The sequence below is a fragment of the Acinetobacter rongchengensis genome, from assembly GCF_003611475.1.
Classification (GTDB): Bacteria; Pseudomonadota; Gammaproteobacteria; order Pseudomonadales; family Moraxellaceae; genus Acinetobacter; species Acinetobacter rongchengensis.
On the sequence record NZ_RAXT01000048.1, the window covers coordinates 1 to 23,477 of the forward strand.

Here is a 23,477-nt window from a genome sequence, read left to right on the forward strand (position 1 = left end):
ATCTTTTTGAGTTCTAGTTAATGATTAAATATATTCTTCAACCGTACTGGTCATACGTTTTTTCATTTTGTAAGGCTTGTAATGAGGAACATAACAAGGCTTGCAAACTGCTTCATAGGTTTTGGTATCAGAATGATAATAAAAGCGATCCAGTGGTTCATAGCCATTGCAATGATGGCAATAACGCTCAAAACCCAATGAAGTGAAGATCATCTTCTGCACAAATGCTTGTTTTTTATGTTTTGCTTTAAGTGTAGGTGAGTTTTTGACTTCACAAGAACAGATATAATCTTGGTAGTTATCGAACTCTGGTGCTTCTTGGTGTATGTGAACAAACCGATTTATAACTTTTGGATCAAAAATATTCCATTGTTGGTCATGTTCTGAAAATAGGAAATATCCATCTGCACCTGATGGCATTTCTTTACTGTATTTCGAGTAATGGATAACATGTTTTTCCGTTGGCTCAAAGTCATTCAGGAACATTCTCAAGGTATTGAGGTTCGGGAATTGGACTTTCATTAACTGTGCTTGAGTCACCAGATTGGATCTTGATTCGTAGTTCACCAGAACCATAATTTTACGGCTTTTGTCGATTCTGCCGATGATGTAATTATAGATATGATCAGACATTGTATTTTCTCCTATTCTATAGAGATCCATGTTAAGAACATGGATCATTCCCAAAAAATGCAATGAGATCGTTGCTCTGGTAGCTAAACTGCAATTCGGTGTAGTCCATTTTCAGTGTGCTATCTAAGTACGGTGTAATGTCGAGTTGCACGAATGAATCAATAAATTCACTTTCTGCGCCATACGCATCTATTGAGCCTTTGAACAGCTCCAGTACATTGCATGTTACATAGTCGCCAATTTCTGATTTATGTGTCTTACATGATGGTAGTAGTGCCAAGTCATTCAGGATCACTTGAACATGAGTGCCATCATATGAGCCTTGATATAGGCTGTAATATTTTTCAGGATTCAAGATACATTCAAGAACTAAATCAAAGTTGTTGCTGTAAGAGTTACGCGTAGCGACATATACACTTTCTGCTACTGGCTTTTCGACTTTGGTGAGTGTGATTGAGTCTGAATGCTCATGAGCGAACAAAATAGGGTCGTCTACGTCTTGTTCTTCATCTGGCTCAATGTCCATTAACGCCAAGCGTCTATCTTTGGTTTCTTGGTCGAGAATTTCCCAACCATCGATAGATAAAGTACCGCCATCAGCAAGTTGAATGAGAACAGGGGTTTCTTTGTCCTGATCCGTATTGTCCAGAATGGTGAAGATCCCTAGTAATCGAACCCATGAAGTGATTAACTGGCAAATGGGTAGGTTTTCATTAATTTCATGGCGATTCTTGCAAGACTCGCTAAACATCGCCAGATTTTCAGGGTGATTAATATCAATATAGACATTGTGCAAAACAGCATCAGCACTGGTGTTGTTTGGTGCTTCGTAGCTCAATTCAATCAATAAGTATTTTTTAGACATGATCAATATTCCTTAGTACAAAACTTCAGTGCCAACAACGCAATCCAAAAACTTACCTTGCAGATCAAATACTAAAAATTGTTGCAGTTCTTTTTGTGTCGAGTGGATGTTAAAAACAGGCACAATCAAGCTGTCTTTTTCAAATAGGTTATGGTTGTTAATGACGAAATCATGAGCTGAATAGCAATGACCTTGCAGATATACACCGCAACGCATCAGCTTATCTAAATCAAAAGATTGAGAGATGTAGTGAACATCTTCTGGTGCATATTCACTGGCAATATCTCGGCTATATGCAAGATTGACTTGCTTGACCAAGCTTTGTTGAAAAAAGTCGCTGTCATGCACTTCTGAACGTGCGATGTCAGTAACAACTAAAATGGGTTGTGTTTCCCAAAAAATGCTGAGTAATTGATTAAAATCAAGATGTTCAGGGAATTGAACTTTTGAAGTAATCACGCCCCAATCATCAAGGGTTAAAGATAGAAAGTTTCCGTAATGATCACGCGGAATAACCGTTAATACATTAAGGTCTTGATGCAATTCTTCGTTATACGAAAAATCAGCAAGGGAATGACCTGTATTTAATTCAGGATTCACAATAATGTTTAATGTTTTAGAACGGTTTGTAAAAAAATCAAGTACGCTTTTCATATCTTCAACTCCAAGTTTTAAGCAATTGCTTAGGTATGAATTAATTATATCTGTGAAATATCCCTTAAAAACTTTTCTCAAATTACTTATGGAACTGGCAATGAAAAATTTCAATATTTTTTTAATCAATTAAAAAACATCGTATACGTCATTAAATCTAATGGCATAAAAAAAGAGGGTAGACCTTTATTGGATCTCCCTCTATTTGTTTAATGGTTTCTTATGACAGGTTGTTTTTAAAGTACTCAATCAGTCTTAAATAAACAGTGTTCGCCATAAAATGTGAGCTATGCAGCGCATTAAAATCTGCGACATCTTCAAAACATTCAGTCAGTAATGCACTGGCGAAACCTTTATTCCATGTATTGAACTTTTCCAGTTCTGCATCTGACAGCAAATCATATTGAATCATGTCATTAATGGCTTGGTGTTGTAAATTTATCGCCACATCCATGACTTCGCCCTCAATCAATGCATGAGAATCATCAGGACTGAATCTAAATGATTCGTGAGCGTCTGCGATGGCTTGAACCTGTAACGGTGCATTGACTTCAATGCAGTAGGCTTGTGACTTATGTTGGTGAAATAAAACGACATCCAGTTCAATGTTAAAAATAAACTGCGGATCTGCTTTGGTTGCTAAGCCAATCACATTGATGACGCAACTTGGTAAACCGTCATACGCTTGGGTGAAGCTTTGTAGCAAGTGGCGCACATTAGCAGTACCAGTATTAAATTTTTGTAGTTGCATTGTCGTATCTCCAAGTTTTAAGCAATGAGCTTTGATGTATTCATTATATCGGTGCATGTGGCCTGTATAACTTTTCAGTAAAAGTATTTCGGCTGATAGGCTCATGATTTCAAGTTATTTTTAATCAATTAAAAACACCGTTTACGGCCATCATCTTATGAAAGGAATAAGCTATGGGTGCTTATTCCTGGTGGGTGTGATTAGTGCGGTTCTACGTCATACGTGTTTTCATTTTCTTTAAGTCTGGCTTTTTCACGCTTCAGTCTTAAACGCTCTTGATGTTCCCTGTACAGGTTGGTGAGTTGACCGACTGGCAAATGTAGAAACTTTAGATCAATGTTTCTTACCCAGCTATTAACAGCAAACTTTTTGCTTTTTTTAACGTCTGGTATTTCGTAATGATCACCCTTGATTGCGCCTTTTACGGCATTTAACACGAGATCCGCGGTAGCTTCATTCCAGCACTTGAATAATTTAATGCCTTTAAACGCCTTATATTTAGCTGGTACTTTTTCACTGTACTTAAACAGCTCTCCAGTAGATGTCACGGCGATAAACCAGTCACAACGGACAAGCTTCATCGTTTCTATACGTTTTAATTCGTTTTTTTCTCTTTGTTGTTCTATTGCTTGCATATTTGCAAAGCCGAATAGGTCAAGGTTGTCAATTTTCATAGTAGCCATTTGCATTTTTAATACCTCTCAATGAACGTTCGGATCTCAAAAAACCTAGCATTGGTTGGTCAATGCTAGGTGTTGTGTTTATTGGTCTTCAGGCATCATAAAAGTAATGATAGGCTCACCATTCACGCCAGGCCCAACCGTAGCAATATTGGTGATTAAGGTGTCAGAAAAGGTATGCGGTGTATCTTGTAGAGCATATTTAAACTTAACGCTTTGGTCATTAAGTGCAACTGAACCACGAACGCTCATGTTCAACATATCAAAGATGGTATATCCCATTAAATCATTGATTTTTTCAGCATCAGCTTCCGTACCATTCGGAAAAATTGCTTTTGCAGCTGTCAGGTGCTTGTTATACAAGTTGCTTGTAATATAAACAGGGAACTTATAGAACTGTTTGCAATCTTTGGCATGTTCTTCTTTATCGCTAAGGCAAAGAATCACGCCCTCTTCTAAAGCGTCTTGTAAAGAAAAAACAGTGATGACTTCAGCACCAGCGAAAAAATTATTCATAATAGCTACTCCAAGTTTTAAGCAATTGCTTTTGATGTTTTAATTATAATAAATCCATAAACCTTAAAACTTTTTTTTAAAAAAAGATAGTATTTATTCAGGTTTAATAATTATAATTAATATAGCTTTTAATATATATTTGAGGTTTTAGGTGGTACTAACAGGAACAATTAAAAATTATAATATTGAGCGTGGTTTTGGTTTTATATCCACGAGTAATTTTGGTGATGTATTTTTCCATATTAAGGATTTTCAGAAAGGTGAACAGCCAATACCAGGTCGAGAGGTTTATTTCGAGGTAGTTAAAAAAGAAAATAAAAATAGGGCAATCCATGTTTACTATTCCGACCATGAACAAACGCAAGACAAGCAAAAACCATTGCCAATATATCTATGGATAATTTTTATTAGCATAGCTATTGGGGTGGCATATCTAGGTAGCATTCAATTAAAGAAATATCTATATAAAGATAATCAAACTACAAATGCTATATATCAAAAGCCAGTAGCCTATAAATGCGATGGTCGTAAGCATTGCTCTCAAATGCGATCTAAAGAAGAAGCTGATTGGTTTGTGAAAAACTGCCCAGATACCATGATGGATGGTGACGGCGATGGCGATGCCTGTGAAAATGATTCAAGGTGGTAGTTGTATAGTTTCAGACAATAAAAAATGAGCTATTAATACTTAATTAATAACTCATTCCTTAGGTTGATTTTAGATTTCTGCCAGTGTTTTACCGTCTTGTAATTCATTAATCTGCGCCAGTGTGACAGCTTGAGCGTCATATTCTTCTGTCACATACGATACAATTTCTTCTATTGAGCATTCACCAACTACACCCCAAAGCGTAAAATTGGTATGGGTTTTTTCATTCCAGATCTGCTCAACTTGTTCTAGATCCAGATGTCCAATACTCACCAAAAGGTCATAAGCCAATGCCCAATTTTCGTAACGGCTGACAGATTCATCAATGATAGGATCATCAGACATTAAATAGGTCATCATTGCCTTAGCTTTACAGAACTTTTGCATTGTTTCGTTTAAAGTTGTCATAAACATCATCTCATATTGATTGGTTTAAAATCATTTTATGCTGACAGGTGGTGTCAAAAACTTATTCAAAAACAAAATTATTCCAAACCATTTTTAATCAATTAAAAAACATCGCTTGCGGTTTTCATCCTAAAAAGGTGCCAAATGGCACCCTAATTTACAGCGATCCACAACCCTCCTTGTTGAATGCGCCTGGTGGAACCGTCCAGTTATCCGTGAACACTGGTAGGTAATAACTTTCAATTTTGGACTGTACCAGTGCTTCCATATCCTGAATGTCGAATGGCTCAATGCGATTGCTCAGACTGACGACATCGATCTTTGAGCGACTGATCGTACAGTCAAACTTTTGTTCATAACCAGCGATCAGCTGAGCGCGTTCAGGGTAGTAGGTGCTGATGGTTGACCAGATTTTAGGACTGTTGAAGATACAGGTCATGCATGAGCTACGGCCCCAACCTAAGCGATATGGCACTGGTGGCGTAACCTTGTACTTCTCCAGTAACGCCCATACTTGCTCTTCAGTGAAGTGAAGCACGTTCTTCCACCAGTCAACGCGTCTTGCTTTCTTACCGCTTCTACGGTCGCATGGGTGCGGTTCTAGCTGGTTGTACTTACTGCGGTTTGGTGACTCTTCACGGCGTTCACCAGTGATAAAACAAATGTTCTTGCCGTCAAAACGTTCTTGGTTGTTCAATGCTCTGCGTCCGACATCGATCTTTAACGCTGAAGAACACCAGCGCGTCATGAGGCTGGCTGCTTGTTGTGGGAACTTCAAGCGTGTGCCTGGTTTACTGCGGTTGTTATCGCGTTCAAGCTTAATTAAGCCCTCTGGTGTTTCTACGAAGTGGGGTTTTGAGTAGCTGTTTTCTTTGAGCATTTCGCCAAGGAAACCGCCCTCGAGCCAACTGAAGTACAATGGTGTGTCGAATGCCTGAGCGAATGCTTTGGTATAGTTTTCCATGAACACCCAATCCATGAACGGCTGGTTTTCTTCATCAATTTTGTGGTGCCAAAGCTCAATTTTGCTTTTATCTACTCCAGCATCCAGTAAGCGTAAATACGCTGCAATCGAATCCTTACCGCCACTTAAGCAGACAATAAAAATGTCATAGATACTTAGATCGATGTCTGGTGCTTCATGAAAAACATGCTCAGCCAGTTCTTTGTTTAGATCGGTACCAGACAGCAACTCCAGTTGCCCGGCTATTGTGGGGATGATGACTTGATCATCGTACTTATGCGCTGTATTCATTCGACTTACTCCAGATTTAAGGCTTTGTGCCTTGCTTGCTATGGATTAAGTATAGAGGGGTGTACCAGGGGAAAACTTTTCTCAAAATTTAAAAATATCGAGATATTTTAATCAAATAAAATCCATCGTAAGCGGTTATAACGCCTAGCAAAACGGCATTGCGCCGTTTCGGTGGTTACTTATATTTTTGGATGATGCGTTCAATAAATCGAATCATTGTGTCCTTATCAATTTTGGCCTGGTCGTAATTGTCATAGCTAAACATCACCAAAGCATCTTCCTGAGTGATGCCAAAAAACTCACGTACTGCTTTCCACTGGTAAACGACTGGTACAGTGACAACAGGCGCATCTTTTAGCTCTTCATTGCTGAGTATTTTTTCATACATGAAGATTGGCCCAACAGAACCATGAAAATTGAAACCTAGATTTTGGAAATACTCGACAGACGTAGCCCAACCAATCAGGCATCCTACAATATTTTTATCTAACAATTCTTCAGTGGTGAAACCTGAAAAGAAATCGGTGTGTTGTTCTGTATGGCTTGCGTCATAATCACGCCAAATGTCGAAATCAAAGCTTTCATCAGGAATGACCTCGATCACTAGCTCAATCAGCTTTTCTAAACGCTCAACGGTCGTTGCTTTGTTCATATCTGCTCCAAGTTTTAGGCGGTGTGCCAAAAGGGGTAGCGGTACATACTGGCGCACGTACCGCTGTTGGACTTACAAATCCAGTTGAATTAAGAACAGTGGTAAAGGTGCATCACTGTCTTGTGTAATGAGCATAGGCAAGAAGAAACTAAATCCCTCAAAAAACACGCCCATGTCGTAATCATCTTGAAAATAAAAGGGCTGTGAAGTGATACTGACATTCTCAATAGCACTAATTAGTGCCTCGATGTTGGTATGTTTTGCTGTATCGATCACATACACACGAAAACCGGCTTCTGTGGTGTTCGGTATCTGTTGTACTTGCTGTGGCAAGTAAAAGCCAAGTTCGTTGATGGCACTGACGAATTGCGGATTTTCAATTTTCATGGGTAGGTTTCCTTATTGAACTACTTTTGCGTTATTTAAATTTTGCAATGCGATATGCGTTAAACGTTGATTAATGATTTCGTCATACGGCGAAATGAAATCCTCTTGCCAGTTATGCATGAGATATTCGATCGGGTATGTTTCCAGATATTCTTCTAATGCTTCATTCGGCTTAGGAACGAAAGCTAATGGCTCTTTAATGTTGTAATTGCTGGCGATGTATTCCAGTGGATCACAATCACCTGGTACGTTGACCGTAGCAATAAACTCAAGATAAGCACCATCGGGGAAAAACTTATTGAAGCAATCAACCACAACAGATATTTCACGGACTTCATCATCATTTAAAGTGAACTCACGGACTTCTTTATCCAGTGCAACAATTGAGCTAGATAACAAATGGTCAAGGTCTTGTGGACGGATGTTTACACGATCAATAACATGGTTGATATGATCAATAATCTCGTCTTTGATTGGGTCTTCAAAAGCGTAGTTGCTCTCAAAAATAATATGATCGACATCTTCATAATTGAGTCCAAAAAACTCACGTACTGCTTCAGAACCGCGATAAACAACATTTGTTTTGAGTTCTTCATAAGTGAATGGCTCACCAGTATTCGCACGGAATGGCGCATAAAGGGGAACGCCGTCAAACAACATGAAGTTAAGTCTTCTAAAAGTAGCATCAGCTGTCGCCCAACCCATGACGCAACAATCAGCATCACTAAGTAAAAGCTGAGCAAAAGTCACATTTTCGGTTTTTGAATCCGTGCGCCATTTGTCCAGATCAAAACGTTCATGTGGTACTTGCTTAATAATATTTTTTAAATGATTTAGCTTATCTAGTTGATGCATTAGAGGACTCCAAGTTTTAAGCAATTGCTTTCGATAGAGTCATTTTATTTAAAAAATACTAATGAATAACTTTATTGGAATTAATTAACCGACCTAAAACACGTAAAGGATATTTAAAATATTTTAATCAATTAAAATCATCGTATACGTTTTAAGCCATGCTTAGACAGCGTATATACCGGTCTATTTTTCTAATGCAAAAAAAAGAGTACTTAAGTTCGGACTTAAATACTCTTAATGAGTTGGGGCATTATTCCCGATTGGCTAAGTTGAAAAATAGTGAATACATTGCATTCTTAAATAACCAAAAGGTGAGGGGATTATCCGCTTCATCTTTAGACTGGTGGCGAATGATATTCCAGTTGAAATACTTTTCTGAATAGCCCATGTGAGTGACATAAGCAAAATTACGAACGTCATTTTCTGAAACGTATTGGAATGCTTGTTTAAGCTCATTTTGGGTGTTTTGTTCGCCGTCATGGTCAAAAGCATCAGCTTCTAAGATAAGTTCGCGCATGCCGACCATAGCAAGGTATATGACTGCTTCAAAGTCATAGTTCATCATGCGTAGGAAGTGTTTTTTCAAAAAGGCTTCGTCAATGTGTTCAACTTCTTTGTAATTTTTAAGTGCGCTTAGACCATGCACACCAAAGATATATTTAAGTACACGAAATTGAGCGCATAACGGCAAGTTTTCACCCTCCACATGTGAGCAAAGGGCGGTGTAGCGGTTCATGTCGATGACTGAGCTTAGAGATTGTTTTAAAGCGCCTAATAGCATTGTTATATCCTTTTTCGGGTTTTGTTTATTGTATGGTGTACGGTTAAGCAAGAAATGTGTTAACTAAATGAGTTGTGTCATGGTGTTGAGATAACTTTTCGGCATCCATGTCGTTATGTTCTTCATAGATAGTTTTTAAGGTTTTGATGGTTTCATGCATCAAGGTTTCATGATGCTCAGTATTGAATTTGAACTTGTGGCACTCTTTAGCAAGGGATACACGAACTTTGAATTTTTCTAAAAATTCGATGGTTTTATTGGTGGTGTCGCTTTCACATCCAAAGTAACAAACATTATCAATATGCAATGTGGTTGTTTTCAGCATTAATGGATTTTTATCAAACACAAAATAAGCAAAAATGCAGTTTTCACGACTGTTGTAAGTAATGTAAGACTTCTCAACATTAATTGCGTCCACTGATTTAAACCAAACAACGCCATCGTCATAGGTTTCAGCATGGCTTGAGAAAAGCATATAAATTAAGGTGTCGATAATTTCTGCGGTGCTGTTGCCGATAATTAAATGATTCAGACTTGAATCACTTCCGTTTGTAAATTGGTATTGAGCGACCACTTTATTTGCAAATTGATGTGCTGCGTTATTCATTATTCATCTCCAAGTTTCGGACAATATTTTCCTAAGGTTTTATTTTAATCTGAGTCACTTCATTATAAATTTTTCTCAAAAAAAAGATTCTTTTTTCAAGAATCTTTTAATCAATTAAAAGCTATCGTATACAGATTAATCTAATTATCCGTAACTCGGTGAATCATCATCATTTGATTTATCCTGGTCATTTTCCTGTTCTTGCTCTTGTTCTTCAGTATTTTCAAGCTTCAGGACTAGATCGTATGGTTCAATGATATTGTCCATGACTTTTAAAAGGTAAGAGAGGTCTTGTTCCATCGGTTCTAGGTTTTCATAGTTTTCACCGACATAAAGCTCTTGATCTGTCAGTGAACGTTTAAACGCATAGTTCCAATCTGATACGGCGACCTTGCTATATACCATGGTGTAACCAGCATCATTCGCCAGCTGGTTCATCATCAGTTTAGCAGCGCGACCGTTACCCTCTTCAAAAGGGTGAGCTTCATTTAACTTGGCATAAAGCTGAGTGAACTCTTGCACAAACTGGTCTTTGTCCAAACCTTTCAGGTGGTCTTTTTCTTTAACCGCCTGTGAGAACTTATTCAGTTCATCAGGGATCAGGTTTTTATCTAGGAAATGACCGATTTCATAATTACCGTTCGGGTCGATCGCACGTTTAGAAATGTCGTCCAGACGCACTTCTCCAGCCCAATCGTAAATATGCTCAAAGATTTTTTCATGGATTTTAGAGAGGTGGTCGAGATCGTAATTGCCACGTAACGGCGAAATTTCCATTTTCGCTATTCGATGTTCCGTGATTTCTTTTTCCAGTGCCTTTTTATAGTCGCCTTGCGCTTGGCAACTGGTAGGTTGAGATAAGATGTCTTTCGCATCTAAATAAAACTCAAGTTTATCGTCCATATTGTTCTACTTATGAGTGATTGGGTTTGGTAATCCGCTGTAAGCTAGATTAGGTTGTATTCGCGATGATTAGGCTTTGTTTTTAAGTGCATTCCATTTCTTCATCAATGCAGCTTCTTCCTCGTCAAATGTTGTTTGACCAGTTGCTAAGCGCTCCATACGTGCGTTTGATGATGCTTCACATGCTTTAACAATGTGAGGGGAGAACTCTTGAGCTACATTGCCTTGAGCAGAACGGTATGCAGCACGTACACGGTCTTCGTATTTTACTTCTTCAGACATATCGGTTTCCTGTATCAACAATCTGTAAATTACAATAATTGTAACCCCAAACAAGGGGGCGATTCTTGCTAAATTGCGTATAAACAATCTTATTGGTATATACCGATTAACAAAATCAAATAAGATTAAAATTCCAAAAAAATCAAATATCGTATATTAAGTATATATTTTAAGTATATACAGGAAAGGCGTTAAACATGAACGTATTCAAAACACTAAAACTATCTGCAGTTGCAATAATCTCAGTGTCTATGTCGTGCGCTGTTTTAGCTAATGGTTCTTTAAATAACCTGAATACAAACAGCTTAAAATCTGCTGTTGCGCTTTCTCCTACTGCTAAAAACAAACTTAAAGTTGAGCGTTTGCTTAACACTAAAACACCGTACCAGATTGAAACTGGTGCGGTACTTAAAAAAGTGAAGTATTCAAAACACTTTAATATGAACGTTCAGATGTCTAGCAAAACTGCAGATAAATACTCTTCTGATGAAACTGACTCTTTAAACCGCTTTGTGAATGAAAAGATTCATCCGTTTTATTGCTCTGTATTCGCCAATGCTCCAGTTAAACCAGATCTGTATGTAGACATCGTGGACAATCAGGGTAAATCATTCTTTGGAAGTGCTGAGCGTTATTCAGATACTTGCCAATAGTTTTAAGGGCTAAATATTACATAGATCTGTTAACGCCGTTTTAGGCAAAAAAAATAGACCGCTTAATTGCGGTCTATTTGTTTTTATACTGGCACCTAAAACCTTATGGAAAGGTCTTAGGTAGCACCGCTGTATAGCCTACGATCTTGCGTATTTTGATCTGCATATCAAGATGCAACGGCTGTACTGTCAAACGATTGAAGTAAGACTTAATCTCGCGCATCCACGCATGGAAACGATCATCACAATGACGCATAAGCTTCTTAAGGTGATTGCGGTCAGCTTCTTGTAAGAAACTGAGTTCGCTGTCGATTGACCAAAGATTAATATCCTGATCATCTATACATAACAAGTACTGCGTATCAACGACCAATGAAGATACCAACTTGCCTTGGTCTTGCTTGTAGATCAGCTCAAAATCAACTTGTGCATCTAAAGCGCCGTTGATGTTTTCGATTTGAATGTCACGGCGTAAACGTACTGGTAGCTCCAGCAGTACAGTATTCTTATTTGACTGGTAATAATCAGCACGGACTTGGCTATCCCATGCAATATTTTCCAACATAAAATTTTGAAAAGAGGTGAGAGAATTTTCTTGTAGACCGACAACTTTTGTTTTAGATAAGATTTCAAAGTTCATATAATTTCTCCAAATGGTGAGCATTGAGCTCATACATTCATTATATTTCACTGTACATTTTTAAAACTTTTTTCAAAAAATATAGATTGTTTTAATGCTGTCCACGTTTACATTACATAGACAATGGCAAAAAATCTAATTAAACTGACCTTGAATAAGAAATGCGTTCAAGTGTTTTGTGTTTTTTTATTCACCTTTCAATTTTAAAGAGCCAGGCGTTTTGCGTCTGGTTCTTTGCTTTCTGGTATATACCAAGCACATTTTGGTAATGTGCATTGACCAATCTCAATCATAAAGTTTCAGTTTTAAACCTTATTTATCGCTACGATTAAGCCAGTAGCTAGATGGGCTTTAAGATATGAATGCATCAAGTACAATAGTTTTAATGGCTGTATCTATTGGTTTTCCAGTGGTATTAAACTTTGACTTTGCTTTTACTTATTTAATTGGTTTTACCTTATTCGCCTGCACGATCGTTTTAATGTCTATGATTGTGTTTTTTGTTTATAACAGTGCTGTGACGGAAAAGATTAGCGTAATAATTAAAAGGATGTTCTTTTTTGCTGGTTATTGCGCTTGTGTATTAGGTGCGGTTTTCCTTACAAGATGTCTAGTTTAGTACGTTAATGTTTAATGCATATTTGCTAAATAAGTAATACCCAAACATACAGATCGCTAATGTAATTACCGTCACTTTACGCGTTGAGTTCACAACTTCAGCACTGTCTTTCTTGCTATTAAAAATACCAACTTTGATCAACTTAAACACTGAGTCTAAAAGGGTGATTGCAAACCACGTTCCTAAAAAGTAAATTGCCATGGTCAAATATTCCTGTTTGTGCAACACATACTTATATAAATAGACCAGTGTAGTGACCACAATTAATGAAAATGAAGCGCCATAGTGCAAGGTTTTGACGGCATTGCGATGTTGTTTTTCATTGTTGATGTTAATCGCTGCGTTGATAAAACAAAAAATTGCCAATTGTCCAATGATGACGACAATCCCCATTGCAAATAATTGGATGTTAAGACCATAAGCCTTTTTCACTAAAATTACGGCGCTTGCAAACGCAAGGAACATTAAATATATGAGATATGGCATGATTTTCTTGGTATGAAGCGATGATATTGGATGATTCTAGGCTAAGGTTCAAAAAAAAAGAAGTATGCTGGTCGCAACATACTTCCGATCTGATCAGGCTTCTACGTTCTGATTGATATAGTTTTTGTAGGCTAACTTCACTTCACTTAAAAGGGCTTCTTTCAAAACACCTTTGTCTTTTATCGTTGGATTGTGCAAACCAAGTGACGCACGGCGCTGTTGAGTGGTGTTTTTATTGGCATCTGTTACCCAAACTGAGTCGATATAATCATCAACTAAAGCATGCAATTCGTTTGGTTTTACTGCATTGTCTAAATTGGAAAGTATAGCGTTATTGTTTACGATCGCTAAACTTTCATCATATTCTCGATAGCTTGTACGTAAAGTATTCTTAAAATGAAGCAATTGATCTTCAATTTTTAATTTACCGCCATCAAGCTCGATGTCGATTACAAATGTCGTGATTTTAGATGATAGACCTAAAACACCAACTGATTTAACGCGAACAATAGTATCCATAACAACTCCAAGGTTTTGAGCAATGAGCTCAGGTAAAACGGTTAAACTTTTGTGAGATCTGCTTCAATATCTATCAGCAATTCTTTTACTGCTTTCATGTGTGGCAATAAAGTATAGGTGTTCATTTCGCTATTAAATGCACCAGCTTCAAGTTGTACACCAGCAATAAACGGCTCATTGATTAAGTTGTTGCCAATGAGATGACTTAAGCAAGCCTGTACCAGTTCGTTATTTTCTTCAGACTTAACCAGTAGGGGATACAAAACCACGAGTATTGGTAAATCACAAAACTCCATGTTGTTTGCATCAAGTAGCTGTTTAAGTGCATCCTTAATATCTTCATTGAGAACCAACAGTTCTAAACCTTTTTTCATGTCTTTATAGGCGTTATCAATGGCTACTTCGGAAAAGTAAAACCAATCGCGCTGGTCATCGAGCATGAAGCTATCTAATGCAGCGATTTTCTGTAAGATCTGCAATTGTTCAGGGTTGAACGTGCGAATCGCTGTTCCATTGATTTTATGCTGTAACAACAGCTTTAACGCCTTTTGCGCTTGATCGTTTAACTGCTGTACTTCTTGATTGAAGAAATTGCATAACTGATTCGACAGATCTACAAAGATAGAATTGTCATAGCAATCAGGTACCACGTTTTGAGTGGATAGCAACATAAAGCCATTTTCTGACAGCTCAGGATTCATATAGATACAAAGATTATGATCTTCGGTCAGCTCTGCAAAACCTTTTAAAGTGGTATATGCAATTTCATGATCAGGCAATTCAATACCAGCATGGATATTAATGTGGAAGCTTGGGCTTTGGTCGCCGTGGTCTTGATCTGCAGTACTGATCATAGATAACAGGGTTTCCAAAAGCGCCGTATTCTTACGAATAGGCGACATAGCTTCATTAATTAAGATAAAGCTACTATTCATTAAAGTGCCTCCAAGAATAGTGAGCCCACAATATCAGTATTGAGTGGGTTAATTTCAATGAATTCGACTAGCTCCAGCGCTTTATCAACTGTGAGTTCCTTAGCGCGGAAATCAAAAAGTGTATCCACGCCAACGCCATCAATCACACCATATGAAGACATCAACTCTTCCAATTCAGGGATATTTTGATAATTTTCTTCAGCCAAGTTTTCCAAGGTCAAAAGGGCATTATCCACATGTGATTTGAACATGTGGGCAAGGAAGAAAGCTAAACGGTGCTCATGAGGTGCTCGAATGAAGAAATACTCACTATGCTCGTCATCGTTAGAATCCTGGCGTGACGCTTTAACCAAAAACAAAGGTAAATTGTCAGTACTGCCGTAAACTTCGTTAAAATCGATCGGGCAAAAATTACGGTTTAAATTCATGAGCTTTCTCCAAGTTTTAAGCTATTTGCTTGATTAGGTTTCATTATATTAAGAATATGAACGGATAAAGTTTTTTTAAAAAATACTTATTTAAGCATCCAGAAAGAATTAATAATGACGAGCGCCATTGCAGCGCTAAAAATTCAAAACCTTTTTTAATCAATTAAAAAAACATCGTTTACGTTTTTAAGCGCAACTTTAAGAGATTTCTCTCTTAAAGGCTTGGTTTATTCAAAAGTGTTGGTGTATAAGTCGGTCTTAATAAGATTAAACACATACTCGCATTCAACAACGAGACTTGCATATTCATCATCAAAACATTGTTCATCTTCAAGCATAATTTCAAGATTTAAAGGCTCAATCACTGAATAAGGGTTTTTGACGCCAGTTTCTTTGTAATTTGAAATAATGACCTGAATAGCTCCAGATGCGAAGTCACCCTCAAGCGTATGGCTAAAGTAGGAACGATTTCTTGTATCGCTGTGAGTGCTGTCGATAGGTTCTAAAGCTGTACCAAACTTGTAGGTAGTCAGCAACTCTATAACGTCTTGAGCAAATGTCGAGTTTAAAGGGGCATCACTTTTTAGGTTGAATGCAATGTCTTTAAACTGCTTCAAGATTTCTTGCTCTTTAGACTCGTTAAAGTTTTTGAAATATTCGTCAAAATTATGCTCACCATGATTCGACAAAAGTTTATGGTGGTAGTTGTATTCGTCTACCACGGTCAACAGGTCAAGTTTTTGCAATAATTCAAACTCGTCTTTTGTAATTTCTTTAAAACCCAAAACGTAAAAAGAATCACCGCTGATTTCCCAAGAGTCATAGCGAGTTTTAAAATCATGTTCTTCTAATAAGGTTTTAATGTCTTCAAGTTCTTCACTCTCATAGCTTGAATACTTAAACAGGGTGTAATTAACCAATGCCATTAAAGCTGGCACTTCTGAAATTTTCTTAGAGGCATATAAGCCGATATTAAAATCACAAATACGGATACCAATTGGTAGTGCTGATGTTTCGTTAATCGCAAGATTCATCATGAGATACTTGTGCATATTAATTTACCTAACAGGTTGAATGTATTTTTAGATTAATGGATTTAAAGTGGGAATAACTTATGCTTAAAAATTAGAATAGCCATGGAATAAGTTGAATATTTTAATCAATTAAAACTACCGTATGCGGTTGTAAACAAAACGCACTGGTGTATATTTGATATATCCAAATTTTCGAGATTAGTTATGGAAGTTGAAAACCTAAGTAAAGACCAGTTAGAAGACCTAATTAAAAAGGCACAAAACCAAATTGTTGTAGTAGAGAATAAGAAACTTGATGACGGTTATCTCAAAATGTTTGAGATCGCAAAAGAATTAGGCTTAACTATTCTTGAATTAAATGAGCACGGCGAAAATCGTAAATTAAATAAAAAGCCAGTGGTTAAAGCAGATCCTAAATATCGCAACCCGAATAACCACAAAGAAGTGTGGGCCGGTCGTGGTAAACGTCCATCCTGGTTAAATCGTGAGATTGAATCTGGAAAAACATTAGAAAGTTTTCTTATCGTATAAATATTAAAAGGGCTTAAATGATTTAAGCCCTTTTTTTAAATGCAATTGTCAGTGTTGTTTAGAGCACGTGCGCGACTACTTAACAAAGTTCAGCTTTGATGTGTTCTAACACATCATCTTCAACACCCTCATTAGAAAATGCTTCAATGAATTCATTCAGGTTTTCATTGCTTAATGGCAAACTTCCGTATTGATCTACTGCAATCATTTGTGAGTTATGCACCAGATATTCAATACTGCAGTCAACAGAACAAAAGGTTTCTTGAATTACATCATTCACCTGATGGCCAGACTTTTTATCGTTAGTATCAATATCACTATTACAGTGAGGGCAACTAAATAATCCCATTACGCAACTCCTTTCTCAATTAAGCTAATTACACCGTGTTCTAATTGATCATCAAACCAGTGCCAGATAATGAAGCGGTCTGTACCTTTGCCCCATAGATGAAAGTCTTCTTCGATTTCATCATCATTGTTTATCGGGGTGTTGCCAAACTCTTCCCATAATGTTGTATAGGTTTTGCCTTGCAAGCTTAATACGCCATTTTCAGAATTTGCTTCAAACCAATCTAGGATCTGATAGCGATATGCACCTTTATTCCAGATATGGAATTCGCATGGTAGGGAATTAGATTCATCAAATTGAATCTGCTGTAATTCACCCCATAACTGGTCTATTGATTTGGCCATGCTTTATAACTCCTTGCTTAATAATTTAATTTTAATAAATAAAAGCGCTCAAAAACTTTTCTTAAAAAATATATAAAATCTGCTAATAATTTCTTTTGGAAAAATACTATCTAAGCAAAACTATTGTTATTATCGAGTGAGCTTATTAAGAGGTTTAAGCATGAATCTAGATAAATACGTTAAAACAGATATAGACGATGGCAATGGTCACATTTGGCTTAAATTTACGAATGATTCAGGTAATGATACTTTTGCTTGTAGTCAATGTGGCTATTTGAGACGGGTAGATAGTAATAATCGCCCACTAAACAAAAAGTGTGTTGGTAAAGTGAAAATCACGCTGCGTTAAAATTGAGATTTACAAAAACAAAATAAGAGCCAACATAGGGCTCTTTCTTATTTCATGTGGCTTTTACTGGCTTTACGGAATCAGTGTTGGAATCCAATACTTTTGCATTTCTACTTGACATATATGCTTATATTTACCAGTGGTAAGAAATTTAAATTTCTATAACTTATTCCTTAGAGCCCTTTATCTTTAGGCACACCGCCAACAATCTGAAATGGTATCCAATGGTTAACCCATTTTTCTTTGGTACCACGTTTGCCCAACCAGTAAAAGTTCCAGTGAGGAATCCGTGGATGTGGTTTTTTGGTACCTTTGTAGTTGCCAGACTTTAGATCTTCATCGCGCTTTAGGATCGCTTCATTGATCTTTTTATTTGTTTCGGTACCAACAATAGTCGGCTTGTACTTATTGGCCTCAAATAAACGCAATTCACGCTTAATCAGCTCTAATTTAGGCCTGGCTTGTGTTGTTTCTGGTGTTAATGGTCTGAGATCTGGTTCTTTTTGGCTGAACCATAGAATCAAATTGATTAGCTTCTTCTGCAGTTCCATGAACGTGTTAATTTCTTGTTCATCAGGCAAGTTCTTTTCATCAAAAAACGTATCAATGAAATCGGTCATGCAGTCCTCAACAGTTGATTCAAAATCATCATCATCAGGGAAGTGCATGGTAATGGTTTTTGCTAAGCCAGTATCGGTATATACCGTGGTAAATAGCACCTTGCGATCGTTCAACGTGTTTTTCGCAAAAATAACACCGACCACTTGTTCATTTTGCACGTAGAGATTGGCATTGTCGGTTTGAACGTAGATCGCAATATCAGGTAGGTTTAATAGGAAACCGGGGATACTGCGGTTGTATTCGGTCTTTACAAGCATTTGAATGACTTGATCTTCAAACCGATAAATATTTTTGGTTAGGCTCCATGAGCCAAGGGTAATGATTTCACCAATGTTGCAAGGTAGCTGATTGATAAATGAGAGTGGGATTTCTTGGCCAGTGGCTTGAACACCCATAATGGTACTGGTGCGTTTCATTCGTTCACGCCAGATAGGATCTCGACAATCTAGTGCAGCATATGTCCATTCATCACCACTGATTAGGCATTCGTGCGGATCTTTACTGTTTTGTCGTGCGATCGCATAAGCTTCTACACGTTTCATTAAGCCATTGAGGTTAAACTTCACATGTTCTAATCGCGCTGTGATGACTTTAAGTGGTATTCCTATCTTTGGATCTAAATCTTTATTTCTCATGTTGAGCAACCAGGATCTACATCAGATCAATATCTGAAAAATTTCGTTTAAAAAAGGACTTTAAAAGTCCTTTCGATTAGGCGTGAGCACTATTATTACAAGGCGGTGTAAACAAAGTACCATCTAAGCGGATCATTCCAAAGCCGTAGGTTTTATCACGACCAATACCATTGAGCCATGCTGTTTTAAATATCTCTAAATCCCCAACAGTCGCACTAAATGAAATATCTATGGTCTGGACTGGAATATTCAAAATGCTGAGCTGTGGTCCACATTGTTGCTCAATTATAGTGACATCCAATAGACCTTTGCTACTAAGAGCGTTTTTGGTGAATTCGGCTGCTTCATCTCCAGTTAGATTTTTACGCTTCTTACCTGAATTGCCTTTGGGTTTTTCGCCGTGGACCGAAATGTATTCTTCAATTTCTTGGCGGTTAAAGCTACATTCACGGTTAAGAGGAACCATGATTTTTCCAGTGATTTGCTGACCGTGCGAAATTTCAATGTATTCTTTGGCCATTGGGATTTTGACGTCCGATACGCACGTTCTTAAATAGATGTGCTTGCCATCTGTAAAAAATATGACTTTTGCGGAACAGAATGTCTCGACCTTATTTCGTTTAAACATTTCTCTAAAAATGTACTTGAACAAGTTCTTTTCATTTTCAGGATGTGTAAGGGCAAAACAATTGGCTGTTAGTTTTATGTTATTCAGACTCATTTCGATATCCAGTTTTCTATAAACAGCATTATTAAGAACCATTGCCTTTAAATAGCGCCTTATTGACAATAAGGGTATTATTCAGCATTTATAAACGCTAAAAGTAACTTCTATGTGCATTTAACAAAAGTGGCTTATAATATACTTAAAACCCTCAAAATTGATATAGGAACACCAGTTTTGTGTGGAAGTAAAGCGTAACACTCATATTATGAAAACCAACCACAATTTATTAAACCTACACTTTAATGATACTTATTTTTTGTGTTGTAATTTTTTATTAAAAAAATATATGCTTTGCTGATTATTTTAAACTATTGACTGTATTTTAAGCTGTGCGTAAACTTTAAACGTTGTTTTGTACAATCCACACCTAGTTTGATCCTGTTTGGACGACTGAAAAATGAACATAAAGAATAGAACTACGTTGCAGTTTTATGAAGAACTGCAGTTGGTGTATGACCGTTTCAATGAAAGGCTATTCAAAAATGAATTACCAGATTGTTTGATTACGCTTCAACGTATCAACAAAAATACCGGTTATTGGTCTGAGAATAGATTTGCTTCGACAGAAGATGATACGGCGTATACGCACGAACTGGCCCTTAACCCTGATTACTTTGGCACCCAACCATTGCTTAACATTTTTAAATGCTATGCACATGAGATGTGTCATATGAAACAAAGCATTTTTGGTGAGCCATCTAAACGCTCATATCACAATGCTGAGTTTGCGACATTTATGCTTGAGATCGGTTTGATTATGACTGATGACGGCACAAAAGAAGGTCGCACGACAGGCGAGAAGATGACCGAAATCGTTGTACCTGATGGCTTGTTTATTCAAGTGTGCAATGAGCTTGTCGATGAAGGGCGTATCATCAAATGGTATGACAAGTACGCACCCAAAACGATTTCCAGTCTTGAAATGATTCAAGAGCAAGTGCAGTTGTTGGAGTCCATTCCGACTGCTTCTCCAAAGCTATTTCATATTGCCTTACTTGGCAATGAAATCAATTCAGCTTTGAAATCACCTAAAAAAGAGAAGCCAGTTGCCGAACCGTCAAAAGCACCAGATACCCTCACTGGATATGCCACCCCAACAAGTGATGAAGAAGAGGAAACGACTCCCACTACAATGAATCCCTTTGATGTAGCGATCGGACTAATCGACATATCAAATACCGCTGCAAACCTTGGCGGTTATTATCCAACGGCTTTTGATGAAGGTCCGCTAGATGATGACGACCAACCAATACCAGAACCTAAGATTGTTAAACTTTATAAGGGTGAACAACCAAACGGCGATGATAACGAGTTTATTGTACTCAAAGAAACTATGATCGGTGAAACACTCTATCAAGAGCTTGGTTTAGCCAATTTTGAAGAGCCTGAGCCTAAGCCTAAGAAACAGACTAGGGCATCTTTTGCGTGTCCTGAGTGTGGCCGTGGTGCAACGTGTAGTCCTACTTTTAGATTGTCGTGTACTGAATGTGAAGTTGAACTGGTACCGTCAAAATCCATTGATAAAAGCCAGGTGAAGAAAAACAAAAAGGCTGCTAAAGCTGACCAAGGGGATGCAGAATGAAAACGATTGAAGAGCTTGGAATTCTGTTTTCTTCACACAAATACCGTTTTTATAACGAAAAAGACTTACAACTCGCGATTGAGCAAATGTTTATTGCCAATGAGATTCCGTATGAACGTGAGGTTCGTCTATCAAATAAAGACATCATTGATTTTACTGTTGAGCTAGATGTCGGCAAGGTGGGTGTTGAATTAAAAATAGATGGTGCACGTAACGCATTATTGCGTCAGATCAATCGTTATTTAAGCCATGACAGCATAAAAGCGCTCTATGTGGTTGGTACACCGTATTGGGTGAATAACATTCCAATCCAACTGAACAATAAATTTATTTACCGCCATCGTATTTTAGTGGGGGTCTTCTAATGTCTAAATCTTACGGCACCATTTCTCGTCAAGAAAAAAACTGGCACATTGAATGTGAACCACATGTTAAAACACGACTTAAGCGTGTATTCCCACAAGTCAGCCAACATGCATCAAAATTTATTGAGTTAAGCGATACGCCGTCTAATTGTCACGACCTACTTTGGTTTATTGAACGTTATCCAATGCGTGTTGATGATCTTAAATACATGAAAGCGCAATCTAAGGCTTATGTGTCGCTAAAAGAAGATATTTTGGATGTGATGGACTATAAACGTCCGATCAAAACATTTGATCTTGCTGTGCCTCCATATGAGTATCAAAGAGCAGCTGCAGATCTACTACTTAATGTTAAAGGTTTGCTCTTGGGGGATGATTTGGGCCTTGGCAAAACAGCGAGTGGAATATGTCCGATGATTCTACCTGAATCGCTCCCGGCGCTTTTTGTGACAATGACACATCTTCCAATGCAAATTAAGAATGAAATTGAACGCTTTGCTCCGCACCTAAAATGTCACATCCTAAAGAAAGCATCGCCTTATCCATTGCACAAAGAAGGTGAAGCAGCACCCGATGTCATTATCACCAGTTATTCAAAGTTGAACGGTTGGGCTGAATATCTTGCCGGAAAGATTAAGTACGTAGTGTTTGACGAGATCCAAGAGTTACGGACTGGCTATACATCGCAAAAGTATTCCGCTGCTAAACTCATTAGTGACCAAGCTGAATTACGCCTCGGTCTATCAGCTACACCGATTTATAACTACGGTGATGAATTCTACAACATCATTGAAATATTGCGTCCAGATAGCTTAGGTACCGCTACTGAATTCGCTCGTGAGTGGTGTTCACAAGAAAAACGTATTAATGATCCTAAAGCGTTTGGGATGTTTTTACGTGATGAAGGTCTAATGTTGCGCCGTACTCGAGCAGATGTAAATCGAGAGTTACCGCCAGTACAAATCATCCCTCAATATGTCGAAAGCGATCCTAAAGTACTGGATCAAATTAAGGGAAAGGCAATGGAACTGGCAAAAGTAATTTTAAGCTCTACTCAGGAATTCCAAGGGCAAAAGCTTCGTGCGACAGAAGAATTCAATATTATGATGCGCCAAGCAACAGGTATCGCCAAAGCGCCGTATGTCGCTGAGTTCGTGCGTATGCTTGTTGAGTCTGGTGAATCAGTCATGCTTTATGGTTGGCATCGAGATGTGTACAACATTTGGTTAGAACGCTTGGCTGAATTCAATCCTGTTATGTATACAGGTACGGAAGGACCTGCAGCTAAGGAACGTTCTAAACAAGCATTCTTGAATGATGAAAGCAAAGTCTTCATTAGTTCATTACGTTCATCTGCCGGGCTTGATGGCTTGCAGTACCACTCAAAATGCAAAACATTTGTGTTTGGTGAGTTGGATTGGTCGCCTGGTGTTCATGATCAATGTATTGGTCGCTTAGACCGTGACGGTCAAATCAAACAGATCTCGGCATATTACTTGTTGGCTGATTCGGGTTCAGATCCAATTATTTCTGATGTCTTAGGCATCAAAAAAGGCCAGTTGGAAGGAGTTAAAAACCCGAATGGCGAATTATTTGAACATTTAATTACGGACGGTGGCGGTATCAAGCGCTTAGCCGAACACATACTGAATAAGAAAGTAGCTTAAGAGAAACTTTATGACTGAACTTTACCTAGCTTGTTTTAGACATAATGTCGGCTCAAATATTGGGTGGCCTGGTTTTAACGGAAAGGGCTATACAACGAATGTTGATCAAGCGCAC

At 37.7% G+C, this 23,477-nt stretch carries 31 protein-coding genes and 2 pseudogenes; 8 read left to right on the forward strand and 25 right to left on the reverse strand.

Translation table 11 applies throughout. The features are described from left to right. Positions 1 to 24: 24 nt before the first annotated feature. The 6 genes from D7V20_RS15330 to D7V20_RS15355 form a co-directional block, all read right to left on the reverse strand. Complete coding sequence (locus tag D7V20_RS15330; RefSeq protein ID WP_024160765.1) at positions 25 to 633, reverse strand: hypothetical protein; 609 nt, start codon at positions 631 to 633, stop codon at positions 25 to 27. A 31-nt stretch (positions 634 to 664) separates the two neighbouring features. Continuing rightward, positions 665 to 1,498, reverse strand: coding sequence for a hypothetical protein (locus D7V20_RS15335; protein WP_024160764.1), 834 nt, complete (start codon positions 1,496 to 1,498; stop codon positions 665 to 667). 12 nt (positions 1,499 to 1,510) lie between these two features. Beyond that, the gene (locus D7V20_RS15340) at positions 1,511 to 2,152 is read right to left on the reverse strand and encodes a hypothetical protein (RefSeq protein ID WP_033917500.1); all 642 of its coding nucleotides are present in this window, start codon (positions 2,150 to 2,152) and stop codon (positions 1,511 to 1,513) included. A 220-nt stretch (positions 2,153 to 2,372) separates the two neighbouring features. Next, positions 2,373 to 2,903, reverse strand: coding sequence for a hypothetical protein (locus D7V20_RS15345; RefSeq protein WP_005028543.1), 531 nt, complete (start codon positions 2,901 to 2,903; stop codon positions 2,373 to 2,375). Between the two features lie 200 nt (positions 2,904 to 3,103). Further along, positions 3,104 to 3,592: a hypothetical protein gene (locus tag D7V20_RS15350; protein ID WP_005006043.1), complete on the reverse strand. Its 489-nt coding sequence runs from the start codon at positions 3,590 to 3,592 to the stop codon at positions 3,104 to 3,106. A gap of 72 nt (positions 3,593 to 3,664) precedes the next feature. Further along, entirely contained in the window at positions 3,665 to 4,099 is a 435-nt protein-coding gene (locus tag D7V20_RS15355; protein ID WP_005006045.1) for a DUF6573 family protein, read from the reverse strand. A 151-nt stretch (positions 4,100 to 4,250) separates the two neighbouring features. On the opposite strand from D7V20_RS15355, the pseudogene D7V20_RS20370 reads away from it, so the two are divergent. Both D7V20_RS20370 and D7V20_RS20375 read left to right on the forward strand, forming a co-directional pair. Further along, positions 4,251 to 4,427, forward strand: a pseudogene (locus tag D7V20_RS20370) (cold shock domain-containing protein); the annotation flags it as partial. A gap of 183 nt (positions 4,428 to 4,610) precedes the next feature. Further along, positions 4,611 to 4,748: pseudogene (locus tag D7V20_RS20375) on the forward strand (excalibur calcium-binding domain-containing protein); the annotation flags it as partial. Positions 4,749 to 4,817: 69 nt separating this feature from the next. Here D7V20_RS20375 and D7V20_RS15365 read toward each other — a convergent pair. The 9 genes from D7V20_RS15365 to D7V20_RS15405 all read right to left on the reverse strand — a co-directional run bounded on the left by D7V20_RS15365 (position 4,818) and on the right by D7V20_RS15405 (position 10,878). Then, the gene (locus D7V20_RS15365; protein WP_005006049.1) at positions 4,818 to 5,156 is read right to left on the reverse strand and encodes a hypothetical protein; all 339 of its coding nucleotides are present in this window, start codon (positions 5,154 to 5,156) and stop codon (positions 4,818 to 4,820) included. A 157-nt stretch (positions 5,157 to 5,313) separates the two neighbouring features. Then, positions 5,314 to 6,411 (reverse strand): adenine nucleotide alpha hydrolase family protein, encoded by a 1,098-nt coding sequence (locus D7V20_RS15370; protein WP_005028536.1) that lies wholly within the window; start codon positions 6,409 to 6,411, stop codon positions 5,314 to 5,316. 175 nt (positions 6,412 to 6,586) lie between these two features. Continuing rightward, positions 6,587 to 7,063 carry a hypothetical protein gene (locus D7V20_RS15375; protein ID WP_005006052.1) on the reverse strand — a complete coding sequence of 159 codons (477 nt, stop codon included), beginning with the start codon at positions 7,061 to 7,063 and terminating at the stop codon, positions 6,587 to 6,589. Positions 7,064 to 7,135: 72 nt separating this feature from the next. After that, positions 7,136 to 7,450: a hypothetical protein gene (locus tag D7V20_RS15380; RefSeq protein WP_005006055.1), complete on the reverse strand. Its 315-nt coding sequence runs from the start codon at positions 7,448 to 7,450 to the stop codon at positions 7,136 to 7,138. A gap of 12 nt (positions 7,451 to 7,462) precedes the next feature. Further along, entirely contained in the window at positions 7,463 to 8,305 is an 843-nt protein-coding gene (locus tag D7V20_RS15385) for a hypothetical protein (protein ID WP_005006057.1), read from the reverse strand. A 250-nt stretch (positions 8,306 to 8,555) separates the two neighbouring features. Next, on the reverse strand, positions 8,556 to 9,086 hold the full coding sequence (locus D7V20_RS15390) for a hypothetical protein (protein WP_005006061.1): 531 nt from the start codon (positions 9,084 to 9,086) through the stop codon (positions 8,556 to 8,558). 43 nt (positions 9,087 to 9,129) lie between these two features. Then, positions 9,130 to 9,693: a hypothetical protein gene (locus tag D7V20_RS15395; protein ID WP_005006063.1), complete on the reverse strand. Its 564-nt coding sequence runs from the start codon at positions 9,691 to 9,693 to the stop codon at positions 9,130 to 9,132. A 144-nt stretch (positions 9,694 to 9,837) separates the two neighbouring features. Then, positions 9,838 to 10,596, reverse strand: a complete 759-nt coding sequence (locus D7V20_RS15400) for a Fic/DOC family protein (RefSeq protein WP_005006069.1) — start codon at positions 10,594 to 10,596, stop codon at positions 9,838 to 9,840. Positions 10,597 to 10,665: 69 nt separating this feature from the next. Then, entirely contained in the window at positions 10,666 to 10,878 is a 213-nt protein-coding gene (locus D7V20_RS15405) for a hypothetical protein (RefSeq protein WP_005006071.1), read from the reverse strand. A gap of 197 nt (positions 10,879 to 11,075) precedes the next feature. Between D7V20_RS15405 and D7V20_RS15410 the strand changes: the two genes are divergently transcribed. Beyond that, entirely contained in the window at positions 11,076 to 11,531 is a 456-nt protein-coding gene (locus tag D7V20_RS15410; RefSeq protein WP_032056395.1) for a hypothetical protein, read from the forward strand. A 103-nt stretch (positions 11,532 to 11,634) separates the two neighbouring features. Here the strand turns inward: D7V20_RS15410 and D7V20_RS15415 are convergent, their stop codons facing one another. From D7V20_RS15415 to D7V20_RS15445, 6 genes are all read right to left on the reverse strand, one after another. Further along, the gene (locus D7V20_RS15415) at positions 11,635 to 12,171 is read right to left on the reverse strand and encodes a hypothetical protein (protein WP_032056393.1); all 537 of its coding nucleotides are present in this window, start codon (positions 12,169 to 12,171) and stop codon (positions 11,635 to 11,637) included. A gap of 610 nt (positions 12,172 to 12,781) precedes the next feature. Further along, positions 12,782 to 13,276: a hypothetical protein gene (locus D7V20_RS15425; RefSeq protein ID WP_228199072.1), complete on the reverse strand. Its 495-nt coding sequence runs from the start codon at positions 13,274 to 13,276 to the stop codon at positions 12,782 to 12,784. Positions 13,277 to 13,369: 93 nt separating this feature from the next. Next, positions 13,370 to 13,795 carry a hypothetical protein gene (locus D7V20_RS15430; RefSeq protein ID WP_107009830.1) on the reverse strand — a complete coding sequence of 142 codons (426 nt, stop codon included), beginning with the start codon at positions 13,793 to 13,795 and terminating at the stop codon, positions 13,370 to 13,372. Positions 13,796 to 13,836: 41 nt separating this feature from the next. Next, positions 13,837 to 14,730, reverse strand: a complete 894-nt coding sequence (locus D7V20_RS15435; protein WP_107009829.1) for a hypothetical protein — start codon at positions 14,728 to 14,730, stop codon at positions 13,837 to 13,839. Beyond that, a complete protein-coding gene (locus D7V20_RS15440; RefSeq protein WP_024160914.1) occupies positions 14,730 to 15,158 on the reverse strand; it encodes a hypothetical protein in 429 nt (142 codons plus the stop codon). Before D7V20_RS15440 ends, D7V20_RS15435 begins: the two co-directional genes overlap by 1 nt. Positions 15,159 to 15,385: 227 nt before the next feature. Beyond that, entirely contained in the window at positions 15,386 to 16,210 is an 825-nt protein-coding gene (locus tag D7V20_RS15445; protein ID WP_024160745.1) for a hypothetical protein, read from the reverse strand. Positions 16,211 to 16,396: 186 nt separating this feature from the next. On the opposite strand from D7V20_RS15445, the gene D7V20_RS15450 reads away from it, so the two are divergent. Then, positions 16,397 to 16,723, forward strand: coding sequence for an H-NS histone family protein (locus D7V20_RS15450; protein ID WP_024160744.1), 327 nt, complete (start codon positions 16,397 to 16,399; stop codon positions 16,721 to 16,723). Between the two features lie 79 nt (positions 16,724 to 16,802). Here D7V20_RS15450 and D7V20_RS15455 read toward each other — a convergent pair whose 3' ends face one another. Then, positions 16,803 to 17,072, reverse strand: coding sequence for a hypothetical protein (locus D7V20_RS15455; protein WP_024160743.1), 270 nt, complete (start codon positions 17,070 to 17,072; stop codon positions 16,803 to 16,805). Continuing rightward, on the reverse strand, positions 17,072 to 17,416 hold the full coding sequence (locus D7V20_RS15460) for a hypothetical protein (protein WP_024160742.1): 345 nt from the start codon (positions 17,414 to 17,416) through the stop codon (positions 17,072 to 17,074). Before D7V20_RS15460 ends, D7V20_RS15455 begins: the two co-directional genes overlap by 1 nt. Before the next feature lie 160 nt (positions 17,417 to 17,576). Between D7V20_RS15460 and D7V20_RS15465 the strand changes: the two genes are divergently transcribed. Next, on the forward strand, positions 17,577 to 17,765 hold the full coding sequence (locus tag D7V20_RS15465; protein WP_024160741.1) for a hypothetical protein: 189 nt from the start codon (positions 17,577 to 17,579) through the stop codon (positions 17,763 to 17,765). 173 nt (positions 17,766 to 17,938) lie between these two features. Here the strand turns inward: D7V20_RS15465 and D7V20_RS15470 are convergent, their stop codons facing one another. Both D7V20_RS15470 and D7V20_RS15475 read right to left on the reverse strand, forming a co-directional pair. Next, complete coding sequence (locus tag D7V20_RS15470; protein WP_024160740.1) at positions 17,939 to 19,021, reverse strand: hypothetical protein; 1,083 nt, start codon at positions 19,019 to 19,021, stop codon at positions 17,939 to 17,941. A gap of 76 nt (positions 19,022 to 19,097) precedes the next feature. Continuing rightward, complete coding sequence (locus D7V20_RS15475) at positions 19,098 to 19,742, reverse strand: type I-E CRISPR-associated protein Cas6/Cse3/CasE (protein WP_207778890.1); 645 nt, start codon at positions 19,740 to 19,742, stop codon at positions 19,098 to 19,100. A 403-nt stretch (positions 19,743 to 20,145) separates the two neighbouring features. Here D7V20_RS15475 and D7V20_RS15480 point away from each other — a divergent pair, with 403 nt between their 5' ends. From D7V20_RS15480 to D7V20_RS15490, 3 genes are read left to right on the forward strand one after another with little or no spacing between them, the layout of a single operon-like run. Further along, a complete protein-coding gene (locus D7V20_RS15480) occupies positions 20,146 to 21,330 on the forward strand; it encodes a SprT-like domain-containing protein (protein WP_031946107.1) in 1,185 nt (394 codons plus the stop codon). Beyond that, on the forward strand, positions 21,327 to 21,695 hold the full coding sequence (locus tag D7V20_RS15485; RefSeq protein WP_005006108.1) for a hypothetical protein: 369 nt from the start codon (positions 21,327 to 21,329) through the stop codon (positions 21,693 to 21,695). The genes D7V20_RS15480 and D7V20_RS15485 overlap by 4 nt, the downstream gene beginning before the upstream one ends. Beyond that, complete coding sequence (locus D7V20_RS15490) at positions 21,695 to 23,362, forward strand: SNF2-related protein (RefSeq protein ID WP_033917385.1); 1,668 nt, start codon at positions 21,695 to 21,697, stop codon at positions 23,360 to 23,362. Before D7V20_RS15485 ends, D7V20_RS15490 begins: the two co-directional genes overlap by 1 nt. Positions 23,363 to 23,477 lie beyond the last annotated feature (115 nt).